This is a genomic window from Duganella sp. GW822-FHT06D06 (assembly GCF_058799615.1).
This window is the reverse complement of the sequence record NZ_JBXALQ010000007.1, coordinates 160081-173705: the sequence shown is the minus strand read 5'-3', so window position 1 is coordinate 173705 and position 13625 is coordinate 160081. Positions and strand designations below refer to the sequence as shown.

General features: G+C 64.1%; 11 protein-coding genes. 8 read left to right on the top strand and 3 right to left on the bottom strand.

Translation table 11 applies throughout. The features are described from left to right. The first annotated feature begins 9 nt into the window (after positions 1-9). Complete coding sequence (locus AC1RMD_RS15295; RefSeq protein WP_492927529.1) at positions 10-513, top strand: DUF1993 family protein; 504 nt, start codon at positions 10-12, stop codon at positions 511-513. Here the strand turns inward: AC1RMD_RS15295 and AC1RMD_RS15290 are convergent. Next, positions 503-1429: a helix-turn-helix domain-containing protein gene (locus AC1RMD_RS15290; protein ID WP_492927528.1), complete on the bottom strand. Its 927-nt coding sequence runs from the start codon at positions 1427-1429 to the stop codon at positions 503-505. The two genes, AC1RMD_RS15295 and AC1RMD_RS15290, sit on opposite strands and share 11 nt — an antisense overlap. Before the next feature lie 124 nt (positions 1430-1553). On the opposite strand from AC1RMD_RS15290, the gene AC1RMD_RS15285 reads away from it, so the two are divergent. The 4 genes from AC1RMD_RS15285 to AC1RMD_RS15270 are packed head-to-tail and all read left to right on the top strand — an operon-like array spanning position 1554 to position 5504. Then, a complete protein-coding gene (locus AC1RMD_RS15285) occupies positions 1554-2450 on the top strand; it encodes a DMT family transporter (RefSeq protein ID WP_492927527.1) in 897 nt (298 codons plus the stop codon). A 13-nt stretch (positions 2451-2463) separates the two neighbouring features. Continuing rightward, the gene (locus AC1RMD_RS15280) at positions 2464-4242 is read left to right on the top strand and encodes an amidohydrolase (RefSeq protein WP_492927526.1); all 1779 of its coding nucleotides are present in this window, start codon (positions 2464-2466) and stop codon (positions 4240-4242) included. Between the two features lie 30 nt (positions 4243-4272). Next, positions 4273-4782, top strand: coding sequence for a hypothetical protein (locus AC1RMD_RS15275; protein WP_492927525.1), 510 nt, complete (start codon positions 4273-4275; stop codon positions 4780-4782). Next, the gene (locus tag AC1RMD_RS15270) at positions 4782-5504 is read left to right on the top strand and encodes an ABC transporter substrate-binding protein (RefSeq protein WP_492927524.1); all 723 of its coding nucleotides are present in this window, start codon (positions 4782-4784) and stop codon (positions 5502-5504) included. Before AC1RMD_RS15275 ends, AC1RMD_RS15270 begins: the two co-directional genes overlap by 1 nt. Here AC1RMD_RS15270 and trmB read toward each other — a convergent pair whose 3' ends face one another. Then, entirely contained in the window at positions 5505-6185 is a 681-nt protein-coding gene (gene trmB / locus AC1RMD_RS15265; RefSeq protein WP_492927671.1) for a tRNA (guanosine(46)-N7)-methyltransferase TrmB, read from the bottom strand. A gap of 217 nt (positions 6186-6402) precedes the next feature. Between trmB and AC1RMD_RS15260 the strand changes: the two genes are divergently transcribed. Both AC1RMD_RS15260 and AC1RMD_RS15255 read left to right on the top strand, forming a co-directional pair. Further along, entirely contained in the window at positions 6403-7743 is a 1341-nt protein-coding gene (locus tag AC1RMD_RS15260; protein ID WP_492927523.1) for a GH1 family beta-glucosidase, read from the top strand. A 103-nt stretch (positions 7744-7846) separates the two neighbouring features. Further along, positions 7847-9208: an MFS transporter gene (locus tag AC1RMD_RS15255; protein ID WP_492927522.1), complete on the top strand. Its 1362-nt coding sequence runs from the start codon at positions 7847-7849 to the stop codon at positions 9206-9208. 153 nt (positions 9209-9361) lie between these two features. On the opposite strand, the gene AC1RMD_RS15250 is transcribed toward AC1RMD_RS15255, so the two are convergent. After that, entirely contained in the window at positions 9362-11803 is a 2442-nt protein-coding gene (locus tag AC1RMD_RS15250) for a TonB-dependent receptor (RefSeq protein WP_492927521.1), read from the bottom strand. Between the two features lie 250 nt (positions 11804-12053). Between AC1RMD_RS15250 and AC1RMD_RS15245 the strand changes: the two genes are divergently transcribed. Further along, complete coding sequence (locus AC1RMD_RS15245; protein WP_492927520.1) at positions 12054-13625, top strand: tryptophan halogenase family protein; 1572 nt, start codon at positions 12054-12056, stop codon at positions 13623-13625.

Below are 13625 nucleotides of genomic sequence, written 5' to 3'. Positions count from 1 at the left end.
CCTTTGACTATGCACACACCAATTATTTTTACCCGCTATCTCGGCCAGTTGGCCGGCATGGTCGAGAAAGTGAAGCCGCATCCGGAGATCCTCATGGCGCGGCTGCATGCGGAGATGCTGCCGTTTGCCTCGCAGGTGCGGGCCACATGCAATTTTGCGCTGCGGGGCTGCTGTCCGCTGGCCGGCCTGGCGCCGGTGAGTTTCGAAGGCGCCGAGCTGTCCTTGGCCGCGCTGGCGAAGCAGATCGACGACACCATCGCCTACATCGCCGCGATTCCTGCGCAGCGCTTTGACGGCGCGGCAGAACGCCTGTGCCATGACCGCGCCGGCTTTGCCGACATCGCGCTGCCCGGCGACGAATATCTGAACCTGTACATCCTGCCGAACTTCTACTTCCACTTCAGCATGGCCTACGCCATCGCGCGCAGCCACGGGGCGGACATCGGCAAGCAGGACTTCGACGGCTACCACCTGTACGCGCCTGGCTTCTCGTTCGAAAAACCTACGACGTAACGATGCTGCGGTAGCGGCTCGGCGGCGCTCCGACGCTGTCGCGGAAGCGGTGGCTGAAGTGGCTCAGGTCAGCGTAGCCGCAGGCGTCGGCGATCTGCTGCAAGGGCTGGTCGGTGGTCTTCAACAACTGGCGCGCATGCTCCACGCGGCGCGCCGCGATCCACGCCGACGGCGGCATGCCGAACGAGATCCTGAACATCCGCGCCAGGTGGTACTCCGACATGCACGCCAGCTGCGCCAGCATGCCCAGCGAGATATTCTGCGACAGGTTCGCTTCGATGTAGTCGGCCAGGCGGCGCCGCACCACCGGCGCCAAGCCGCCGCGCACGCGCTGCTGGTGCTGCGGCATCGATTGCGACAGCAGCAGGTGGCTCAAGGTCTCGTGCGCGACCTCGTTGGCGCGCAGCTGGTCGTCCGCGCCTTCCCACGACATGCCCGCCAGGCCGGCGCACAGGCGGCCGATGCGTTCATGTTCAAAGTAGGTGCGGTCGGCCAGCGTGATTTCGCGCGGCTCGCGGTCCAGCTCCACCACCGCGCGCCGCGTGAAGTGCTCGGGCAGGAAGTAGACGTGCAGGAAGCGCAGCGGTCCGCGCACCGTCCAGCTGGACTCGTGCCAGTCCGGCAGCGTGCATAAACGCTCCGGCGCGCCGTACAGGCCGGGCAGCTCGTCGCGCTCGGTGCGGTAGCCGCCGCCCATGTAGTAGGACAAGGTGTGGTGGCCCGGCTTGCTGTAGCTGGTTTCGGCCACCTCGGTGTCGCGGCGCCAGATGGCTACCGCCAGATCGTCGCCCAGCCAGGCGAAACGCTCCAGCTCCGCATCCGTTTCGGACATGGTGCGGAATACCGCGTGCGAAATCAGCCCGTCCGGCGCGCGGGCGGGGATGGCATCGGTGGCGTTGGAAGGGCGGGCTGGCACGGCGCGAACATTCAGTAAGAGTTGGCTTAAAGTCTAGCACGGAGCGCCCACTCCTCGCTGGCGGCCGGCCGATATGCGCAATTTCAGACAAGCGCCGCCCGCGCGCACCCGGCATGCTGGCTGCATGAATATCTTCCTCTACCTGCTTACCGTCCTGATCTGGGGTACCACCTGGATCGCCATCACCTTCCAGCTCGGCGTGGTGCCGGCGCCGGTGTCGATCGCCTACCGCTTCTGGCTGGCCGCCGCCGTATTGATGGGATTCCTGCTCATCACCCGCAAGCCGTGGTGGCCGCCGCGCCAGGCCTGGCGCTACCTGGTCGCCCAGGGCCTGGCGCTTTTCTGCCTGAACTTCCTGTGCTTCTACTACGCCAGCCAGTGGATCACCAGCGGCCTGGAAGCCGTGGTGTTCTCCACCGCGCCGATCTGGAACGCCATCAACGGCCGCATCTTCCTCGGCCGGCCGATACGCCGCCAGGTGATGATGGGCGCCCTGCTCGGCCTGACCGGCATCGTGCTGCTGTTTTCGCCGCAGATGGCCGGCCACTGGAACGACAGCAAGGTGATGATGGGCCTTGCGCTGACCTTGGGCGGCACGCTGTGCTTCTCGTGCGGGAACCTGCTGTCGAGCCGCATGCAGTCGCTGGGCCTGACGCCGTGGCTGACCAACACCTGGGCCATGCTGATCGGTTCCACCACGCTGGGCGTGGCGGCGCTGGCGCTGGGCATGCCGTTCGCGCTGGAGCCGAGCACGCGCTACGTCGGTGCTCTGCTGTATCTGGCGATACCCGGTTCGGTGATCGGCTTCACCGCCTATCTGTTGCTGGTCGGCCGCATAGGACCGGACCGCGCGGCCTATTCCACGGTATTATTCCCCATCGTGGCACTGACCATTTCAACCATCTATGAAGGCTACCACTGGACGCCGACGGCATTGGCCGGACTGGCGCTGGTACTGGCGGGGAATCTGCTGGCGTTCCTGCCGCTGGCCCCGCGCACCAAAGCGATGGGAGCCGCATAAAACAGGGAAACGCATGAACAGATACGTCGCTGCACTGACATTGGCATTGGCGGCGTCCGCACAAGGCGCCGAAGCGCCGGCGGACACCATCTACCGCAACGGCTACATCTACACCGTGGATGCCAAGGACAGCGTGCAGCAGGCATTGGCCGTGCGTGCCGGCCGCATCGTCTACGTCGGCGACAATGCCGGCGCCAAGCCGCTGGCCGGCAAAAAGACCAAAGTCATCGACCTGCACGGCCGCATGCTGATGCCCGGCCTGGTCGACGGTCATATGCACCCGCAATCGGGCGGCAGCCGCCTGCTCAATTGCAGCCTGGATTACGCCGCGCTGACGGTGGCCCAGTTCCAGTCGCGCATCCAGGCCTGCCTGGACAAGGACAAGAAGTCCGACGCCAGCCGCTGGCTGGTGGTGGTCAACTGGTTCCAGCAAGGCATGCTGCCCGACGGCGTGGAAACCACCGCCGCCATGCTCGACGCGCTGAGGACCGAACGCCCCGTCATCGTGCGCTCGTCCTTCGGCCACTCGGCGCTGCTCAATTCAAAAGCCGTGCAACTGGCCGGCATCAAGCGCGACACGCCCGATCCCGCCGGCGGCAAGATCACCCGCGACGCCAAGGGCGACGCCACCGGCCTGCTGGAAGACGCCGCGCAGGACATGGCGATGAACCTGCTGCCGCCGTTGACGGTGGCCGAGAACCTGGCCGCCTCCAAGGCCGCGCTGGCGGCGATGCGCAAGCAGGGCATCACCAGCTTCCTCGACGCCTACACCGATCCCGAAACCATGGCCGCCTTCGCCGACCTGCACCAGCAGGGCAAGCTGACGGCGCGCGCGCACTTCGCGGTGCTGGTCGACCTGGATAAAGGCGCTACGCCGCAAAGCGCGGTGGCCGAACTGCTCAAACAGCAGAAGCAGTTCGACCAAGGGCCGACCACCGTCGCGCCGTCGATGCAGATGCGCCACGCAAAGCTGTTCATGGACGGCGTAATCTCCGCCCCGGCCTTCACCGGCACCATGCTGGAACCCTACCTGGTCAACAAGGGCACGGGGGACAAGCCGGACTGGCAGCCCGGCCACAGCACCGGCCCGGCCAGCTACTTCTCGCCCGAAGCGTTGAAAACCACGCTGACGGAACTGGCCAACGCCCGCATCGATCCGCACATCCACGTCGACGGCGACCGCGCCGTGCGCGAAACGCTGGACGCCATCGAATACCTGCGCTCCACGCCGGCCGGCAAGGGCATCCGCCCCGCGCTGGCGCACGACGAAATCGTCGCCCCGGCCGACTATCCGCGCTTCGCCAAGCTCGATGTGACGCCGGTGCTGTCCTTCCAGTGGGGCAAACCGGCGCCCGACACCGTGGGCGCGCTGAAGGACTACATGGGTCCCCAACGCTACGCCATCGTCGAACCGCAGGCGCTGCTGCTGAACGCGGGCGCACGCATCGCCTTTGGCAGCGACTGGCCGGTCGATCCGCTCGACGAATGGTTCGCGCTGAAAGTCGGCGTGACCCGCACCGCCGCGCCGGACGCCGGCAAGGAGTACGCCGGCACATTGGGACCGCAACCCGGCATGCCGCGCGCCGCCGTGCTGCGCGCCATCACGCTCAACGCCGCCTACACGCTGCGCCAGGAAGCGCTGACCGGATCGCTGGAGCCGGGCAAGCTGGCCGACATGATCGTATTGGACCGGAATTTCTTCACCATTCCGGCCGAGGACATCGCCAACATCAAGGTGCTGCAAACTGTCGTGGGCGGCAAAATTGTGTATCAGGCCAAGGGCATGCGTTAAGATGTCGGCCTTTAGATAAACAGGCCCGCCATGGAACTCGCCATCTCCCTGCTGATCATCGCCGTCACCAGCCTGGTGGTCTACGCGATCATCAAGACCAATCCGGCCAAGCCGATGCCGCTGCCGGCGCGTCCCGCCACGCCCTACGAGCCCAAGCTGCCCGAAGATGCTCCCGCGCTGCACTGGTCCGACGACGGCCGCTTCCTGGTCGAAGTGGTCACCGAATCGCGCTACCAGGCCACGCTCAAGGCGCTGGCCGGCGATCATGGCGACCACGCCGCAGCAACGCCCTACCTGGCCACGCTGGTGCCGGACGACGTCAATCCCTATGAAAGCGCCGCTGTCGCGGTCTTCCTCAACGGCCGCATGACGGGCTACCTGTCGCCCAAGGCTTCGCTGACCTTCCGCGCGCTGCTGAAGCACAAGGACATCGAAGGCAAGGTCACCAGCTGCGAGGCCCAGGTGCGCGGCGGCGGCGTGTGGCAGAGCGGCCACCTTGCCTATGTCGTGGTGCTGGACATGGAACAGCTGGAAAGATGATGCAAGCGTTCGCCCTGTCCCTGCTGATGGCGGCGGGCGCCGCCTCGGCCCAGCCGCTGGTGATTCACTATGCGCAAAGCCCGCCGCTGCAATATGCCGACACGCGCGGCGTACTGACGGGCCACGCCGCCACCCCCGCCATCGCCGCGCTCACCGCAGCCGGTATCCCTTTTGTGGTGCGCCAGACGCCGGCCAAGCAGCAGCTGGTGCTGATGCAAGCGGCCGAGCAGGAACCCGCCTGCATGCTGGGCTGGTTGCAAACGCCGGAGCGCGAACGCGTCGGTAAATTCTCGGAAGTGGTGTATGAAGACAAGCGCCCGTTCGCGCTGACCTGGAGCGGCAATCCCGCCATGCATGACGAGCAGCCGTTGAAGGATACGCTGACCGACAAGCAGCTGCGCGTGGTGGTGAAAAAGGGCACATCCTACGGCGTGGCCATCGATCGCGGACTGCTGCGCTACAAGACGCCGACCATCCCAAGCAGTGCGGACACCCGGCAGCTGCTGGACATGCTGCGCCGGCACAGCATCGACTACTTCTTCATCACTGAGGAGGAATTGGACGACGCGATCAAGGCCTCGGGCTATCCGGCCTCGCACTACAAGCGCATCTACTTTTCCGACCTGTACAAAGGCTACGAGCGACGCCTGTGGTGCAGCAAATCGGTACCGGACGAAACGTTCAAACGCTTGAACGCCGCCATCGTCCGGCTGCGCAAATAATTACTTCTTGGTGAAGACCAGGTCCCACACGCCGTGGCCCAGTTTCAGACCGCGGTTTTCAAACTTGGTCAGCGGACGATAAGCCGGCTGCGGCGCATAGCCGTCGGCGGTGTTCTGCAAGCCCTCTTCCGCGCCCAGCACTTCCAGCATCTGCACCGCATAGTCTTCCCAGTCGGTAGCGCAATGCAGGTAACCGCCCACGGCCAGCTTCTGCACCAGCAGCTTGACGAACGGCGCCTGGATCAGGCGGCGCTTGTTGTGGCGCGCCTTGTGCCACGGGTCCGGGAAGTAGATATGCACGCCGTGCAGCGAGCCGTCCGGGATCATCTGATTCAGCACTTCCACCGCATCGTGCTGGATCGCCTTCAGGTTGGTCAGGCCCTGTTCTTCGATCAACTTGAGCAGGCTGCCCACGCCGGGCGTGTGCACTTCCACGCCGATGAAGTCCTTCTCCGGCATCACACCGGCGATGTGCGCCGTGGTGCCGCCCATGCCGAAACCGATCTCCAGCACCACCGGCGCCTTGCGGCCGAAGGCTTGCTCATAGTCGAGCGGCGTCTTGGCGTATTCGATCATGTACTTCGGGCTCAACTCCTCCAGCGCGCGCGCCTGTGCGGTCGACAGGCGGCCGGCACGCGTGACGAAGCTGCGGATGCGGTGTTCGGTCGGGTCGTAGAGCATCGGCCGCGCTGGGCCGTCTTTAGGGGTATCGGAAGACATGGGATGAAGTGAGTCGATGAAGAATGAGGCAGCATTATATCAGCCGTCCAAAACCCATTTCAGCAAAAGATTGACACCCCGTTTGACTTAAGGTCTAATCGAGTCAGGAGGCGTGAAATCGTTTTCAAACGTCAAAATGCCCTGTTTCGCACCCTGTTAATCCTCAAAACGACTATCCATGACCGATTTCACTCAATTTCCTCCCTCATTTACCTGGGGCGTCGCCACCAGCGCCTTCCAGATTGAAGGCGGCGCGGCCGCCGACGGCAAAGGCCCGTCGATCTGGGACACCTTCAGCCACACGCCCGGCAAAGTCATCGACGGCAGCAACGGCGACATCGCCTGCGACCACTACCACCGCTACCCGGAAGACGTGGCCATCATGTCCGGCATGGGCGTGGACGCCTACCGTTTCTCGATAGCCTGGTCGCGCGTGCAGCCAACCGGCAAAGGCGCCTGGAACGAAGCCGGCTTCGCCTTCTACGACCGGCTGCTGTCCGAACTGGAGGCCAAGGGCATAGCCGCCCACGTCACCCTGTACCACTGGGACCTGCCGCAAGGCCTGCAGGACGACGGCGGCTGGCTCAATCGCGACACCGCCCACCGCTTTGCCGACTATGCCGGCGAAGTGGCGCGTCGTTTTGGCTCGCGCTTGAAAACGATTGCAACGCACAACGAGCCGTGGTGCACGGCCAACCTGGGCTACGGCAACGCGCAGTTCGCGCCGGGCGTGGCGGACCTGAAGCAATCGATCCAGGTATCGCACCACCTGCTGCTGTCGCACGGGCTGGCGATGCAGGCCATGCGCGCCGTCGGCAGCCCGGCGCAGCTGGGCATCGTGCTCAATCAGTGGACCGCCGACGCGGCCACCGACAGCGCGGCCGACAAGGCGCTGGCGGAATTCGAATACGCCCGCTCGGTGCGGTGGTTCATGGACCCCATCTTCAAGGGCAAGTACCCGGAACTGGCGCTGCAAGGCCACGGCGACAACGCGCCGGAGATCCACGAGAACGACTTCAAGGACATCCGGCACAAGATCGACTTCCTCGGCGTGAACTACTACTTCCGCGCCTACTGCTCGGCCGAGACGCCGCCGCGCCAGCCGGAGGCGAAGCTGGGCATTACCGACATGGGCTGGGAGATCTTCCCCGACGGACTGACCGAGCTGCTGCTGAAACTGAAAGCGGAATACGAGCTGCCGCCGATCTACATCACCGAGAACGGCATGGCCAACCCGGACGTGATCGTCAACGGCGAGATCCCGGACGAGGCGCGCATCGATTTCGTGCTGCGCCACCTGAAGGCGCTGAACGACGCCCGCCTGCAAGGGGTGGACATCCAGGGCTACTTCCTTTGGAGCCTGCTCGACAACTTCGAGTGGAACTCGGGCTATGCGAAGCGCTTCGGTATCGTCCACGTCGACTATGCGACGCAGAAGCGAACCTTGAAGCACAGCGCGCACTGGTACCGCGATTATCTTTTGAAGCAAAGGCCGCAACGCACCGCGCACGCGGCCTGAAGCAAGCGTTTCAACCCCGCCGGCGCAGATGCCGGCGTTTTCCTTTCTACAGGCCGCAGAGCCTGATGCTTTACACTCCAACGAGAATAACGAGGACGACATCATGCAAACCGCACCATCCGCCGTGCCACCAGAGCCGCAGGCTTCCGCCGCCAGTCAACCGCCATCGCTATGGCGCGCCATGTTCGCGCGCGGCACGCCGATGCTGTGGGTCCCCAGCGGCTACTTCGCGATGGCGCTGACCTACATGATGCTCACCAGCGTCACCTCCATCATGTTCAAGAACCTGGGCATGGACAACGGCCAGGCCGCGCAATACGCCAGCTACCTGATCCTGGCCTACACCATCAAGCCGCTGTTCGCGCCCTTCGTCGAAATGTACCGCACCAAGAAGTTCTTCGTGCTGTGCGCGCAGCTGATCATCGGCCTGGGTTTCGCCGGCGTGGCGCTGGCGATGTCGCTGCCCGACTACATGGTGGTGATGGTGTTCATGTTCGGCGTGCTGTCGCTGGTCGGCGCCACGCAGGACATCGCGTCCGACGGCGTGTATGTCACCTCGCTGGACGCCAGGACGCAGTCGCTGTTCTGCGGCATCCAGAGCCTGAGTTGGAACATCGGTCCCATCGTCGCCTCGGGCGGCATGGTGTATTTGAGCGGTTGGCTGCATACGAATTACTTCCATCACCAGGCTGGCGTGTTCGGGCCGGAGTGGATCGAATCGTGGCGCATCATCTTCTTCATCGTGGCGGCCATCACCATCGTCGCCGCGCTGTGGCATATGCGGGTGATGCCGGACGGCGCCAAGGCGGAGAACGCGCCGAAGTCGGTGGCCGACGCGGCCTTCATCCTCAAGGATTCCTTCGTCACCTTCTTCCAGAAGCGCGACGTGTGGCTGATGGTGTCGTTTGCGTTCGTGTTCCGGCTCAGTATCGGGCTGCTGGAAAAGATCGGGCCCTTCTTCATGGTCGATCCGGTGGCGCAAGGCGGGCTGGGATTGTCGAACGAGATGCTGGGGCTGATCTACGGCACCTATGGCCTGATCGCAGTGCTGCTAGGCTCCCTGCTGGGCGGGATCTTCGTCGCGCGGCGCGGGCTGCCGGCGACCTTGTTCGTGCTGTGCTGCGCGGTCAACATCCCCAACGTCACCTTCCTGTTGATGAGCATCTACCAGCCGCACGATCTGCTGATCATCAGCGCCGGCGTGGCGATCGAGAAGTTCTTCTTCGGTTTCGGTTCGGTGGGCTTCATGATCTACCTGATGCAGCAACTGGCGCCGGGCAAATACACCACCACGCACTACGCCTTCGGCACCGGCCTGATGGGCCTCTGCATGATGGTCACCGGCATCGCCAGCGGCCACTTGCAGCAAGCCTTAGGCTATGTGCACTACTTCTGGCTGGTGATGGCCGCCACGATCCCATCGTTCATCGTCACCTGGTACGCACCGTTCCATCACAAAGACTAGAGCAGCAAGGCAGCAAGCAAGAGGGCCGGCGCCTGGAAAGCGCCGGCCCTTTTTGTTGCCTCAACCCGGGATAAAAAAACCCCTCGACCTTTTCAGGCAGAGGGGCTGGAAGACCACTACAACAACACTGGGACTACACGAAAAACTCTTTGCTTAGAACGACTTGCCGACGTTGATGCCGAAGGTGCGCGGCGGCAGGTACTGCGCTTGCCACGGTCCGTTGGCGTTCATCGCGCTGGTCTTGATCTTCGCGTCTTCCGCGTTGCGGATGTAGGCGTCGAAGTACCACTTCGAATCGGCATCGAAGCGCAGGCCAAGGTCGGTACGGGTGTAGGCCTTCTGCTTGTCCGGCTCACCCAGATTGAACACGCTCAGCCAGCTGGCCGTTTCGTAGTGCGCGCTGATGCGCGGGATCAGCGTGCCGTTGGCCAGCGCGAAGCTGTGCTGGTACATCATCTGGGCGCTGAACTTCGGCGAGTGCGGCATGGCGTTGCCGGTGACGTCCAGGCAGGTGCTGATGCCCGGCACCGAGCATGCCGGCAGCACGTAGTCGTTACTGCCGCCGACCAGGTGCTTCAGCGTGGCGTTGGTGTAGGCGGCGGTGAACTGCACGCGGTCCACAGGCGTGATCTTGGCGGCGATCTCCGTCTCCAGGCCCCAGACCTTGGCGCCTTCGGCATTGCTGGTCGCCAGGCCGCGCGTACCATCAGGATTGGTGATCGGTGCGCTGAACTGGAAACCCTTGAACTTCTCGTAGTAGGCCGAATTGTTCATCCGTACCGTGCCGCCCAGGAAGGTGCTCTTCGAACCGATCTCGTAGTTGGTCAGCGTCTCCGAACCATATGGCACGCCGCCATCCTGCAGACCGCCCGACTTGTAGCCGGTCGATACGCTGGCATAGACCATGTTGTTCTTGTCGATCTCGTAGCTCACACGTACCAGGCCGGTCAGCTTGTGGTCGTTGAACACGCCGTCGTTGCGCTGGTAGGTCGAGAAGCCGGTGCCGCCGCCCAGTGGGTTCATCGAAGGACTCACCGGAATCTGCGGCGCGTCCAGATTGCTCCAGCCGTTGTTGGTGCCGCCGATGTTCTTGCGCTCGTCCGAGGTGTAGCGCAGGCCGCCGGTGAGGTGCAAGGCGTCGCTGGCATTCCAGGTGGTCTGGCCGAAGACGGACTTCGATTCCACGGTTTCCTTCGGCTGGATGAAGGAACCCTGCCAGCCCACGGTGCCCTGCTGGGTGCCGTTCATGATTGGGATGTCGAAGCGGATGCCGTTATCCTCATTGGCGTAGTACAGGCCAAGCAGCCAGTCCACATCGCGCTTGCCGGTCGACTGGATTTCCAGTTCGTGGCTGTAGTTCTTGTACTTGGACCAGACGGTGTTGTTGGCCTGGTAGCTGCCGCCGCTGGTGAAGCTGGTCGGAAGCGTGGCGCCGCCGTCCTGGTCGTAGGTCGACGAGCCATTGAAGCGCGAGTAGCCGGCGATGTAGGCCAGGCTGATGTCCTTGTTGATCTCGTAGTCGACGCGGCTGCGCACCGAGTGCGAATCGCGGTTGACGCTAGGCGCGACGTCGATCAGCGCGGACCAGAAGTCCTGGCCCGCGCGCGGCGTCTGCATCAGGTTCATGCTCGGCGTGCCGCGGTCCATGTAGTGCTCATACGCGACGTTCCACTTCAGGCCAGGCGTCGGTTGCCACAGGAAGCTCAGGCGCGCCGCGCTCTGGTCCTGCGCGCTGTACTTCTGGTTGTTGTTGACATACAGGTTGGTGTTGATCGGCTGGAAGGCGATCGGGTTGCCCGGATGCGCCTTGTTCCATGTGGCGATCACCGGATCGGCCGCCGCGTGCTGCGCGGCGAGCGACAGGTTGGGCGCATCCTGGTAGCTGACGTAGCCGTTGTGCTGCTCGTGCACCACCGCCACGCGCATCGCCATCGTGTCGTTGATCGGGATGTTGACCGCGCCGCGCGCGCCCATGCGGGCGAAGCTGCCGTAGCCCGCTTCGAAGTTGCCGGCGCTGCTGCCGATTTCCGGCTTCACGGTCTGCATATTGACTGCGCCGACCGTCGAGTTGCGGCCCCACAGCGTGCCTTGCGGGCCGCGCAGCACTTCGATCGCTTCCAGGTCGAACAGCAGCGCAGTCGCGCCTTCCGGACGCGGCGAGTAGATGCCGTCGACGAAGCTGGCCACTTCAGGATCGGCGTATTCGGTCTTGGCGCTGTCGTTGCCGATGCCGCGCAAGGTCATGGTGATCACGCCATGGTCGCCCTGGCCGGTGGCGGCAAAGCCTGGCACCAGGTTGACCACGTCCTGCAAGGTCTGCACGTGGTTATCGTCCAGCACCGCGGCGTTCAGCGCGGTCACCGCGACCGGGGTCTTTTGCAGCGAAGTGGATCGCTTGGTCGCGGTAACATACACCTCGGTGATGGTCGAAGAGGTTTTATCGGCGGCGGCGACGGCGGTGGACTGCTCGGCGGCCGGCGCTTCGGCCGGGGTGGCCGCATAGGCGGTGACGCTGGTGCCGGCCATCAGGGCAAGGATGGCCAACTGGATCGGGGACGGCAAGCGCTTCCCGGACTGCGGTACGTGGACGTTCATAAGTCTCCTTTTGCGTAGCGATCGCCGAGGGGATTGGGCGGTGCCACATTTATCATCGTGGAATCGATTTCATGTTGTTTGAAAACGTTTTCAAATTGAGTGAAAACGTTTTCGTTATTTGTGAAATCGATTTCATGGTACATAATTCAAATCACGGATGTCAATTTAAAAATTGTAGCGGCGTTGTTTCCCTGACTTGCCAGACGTGTTTTGCGGGGCTGCACACTCTACCGACGGAGACCGAAATAAAATGAAAACGATACCAGCACCAGTCAAAAACGTCCTGATCGTCGGCGGCGGCACCGCCGGCTGGCTGACGGCAGCCTTCCTGGCCCGCACCCTGGGCGCCGGCGCGGACGAGAATAGCGTGCGTATCACGCTGGTGGAATCGAAGGAGATCGGCATCATCGGCGTCGGCGAAGGCACCTTCCCCTCGATCCGCGGCACGCTGGCCGCCATCGGCATCGACGAAGCGCGCTTCATCCGCGAATGCCACGCCACCTTCAAGCAAGGCATCAAGTTCACCGACTGGGTGCGCCCGCCCGGCGCGCCCGGCAACGACCACTACTTCCATCCATTCAGCCTGCCCAGCCAGCGGCCCGGCGGCCCGGAGCTGCTGCCCTACTGGCTGCAAGGCGCGGCCGCGCCGGGGGTGGGCTTCGCCGCCGCCGCCACCATGCAGAAACGGGTGGCCGACGCATCCCACGGCCCCAAGCGCTACAACGACGCCGACTTCATGGGACCGCTGAACTACGCCTACCATTTCGACGCCGGAAAATTCGCCACCCTGCTCAGCACCCACGCGCAATCGCTGGGCGTGCGCCACGTGCTGGCGACCGTGGACCGGGTGGAACTGGACGAACAAGGCGCGATCGGCGCGGTGCACACCAGGGAAGCCGGCGTGCTGACGGCCGACCTGTACATCGACTGCACCGGCTTCCGCGCCGCGCTGATCGGCGACGCGCTGGGCACGCCCTTCCGCAACATCAACGACACGCTGTTCGTCGACCGCGCGCTGGCCATGCAAGTGCCCTACGATACGGCCGACGCGCCCATCCCGTCGTACACCATCGCCACCGCGCACGAGGCGGGATGGACCTGGGACATCGGCCTGCACCAGCGGCGCGGCATCGGCTACGTCTACTCCAGCCGCCACACCGACGACACGCGCGCGGAACAAGTACTGCGCCAGTACATCGGCCCGGCCAGCGACAGCCTCAATCCGCGCCAGCTCAAGCTCAACGTGGGCTACCGCGAACAGCACTGGGTGAAGAACTGCGTGGCGGTGGGCTTGTCGGGCGGCTTCCTGGAGCCGCTGGAATCGTCCGGCATCGGCCTGATCGAAACGGCGGCCTACCTGGTCAGCTACCTGTTCCCGCACAACGGCGACCTGGCGCCGGTGGCCAAGGTGTACAACGAGATGATGAAGGCGCGCTATGAGCGCATTGTCGATTTCGTCAAGCTGCACTACTGCCTCACGCAGCGCAAGGACAACGCCTTCTGGATCGACAACACCGACCCGGCCAGCATCCCGGAATCGCTGCGCGACAAGCTGTCGATGTGGCGCACGCGCGCGCCGCACCGCATGGACTTCGTGGTGGACCTGGAGATGTATCCGCCGTCCAGCTGGCAGTATGTGCTGTACGGGATGGAGTATCCAACCGCGCAATACGCCAACGCCAGAACGCTGCCGCGCATCGACGAGGCGCGCAAGGAGTTCCAGATGATCGAGCAGATGTCGTTGCGCGCGCTGGCCGACCTGCCCACGCACCGCGCGCTGGTCGAGCACTTCCTCCAGCGCGGCGAACGCAAGACCGCCTGA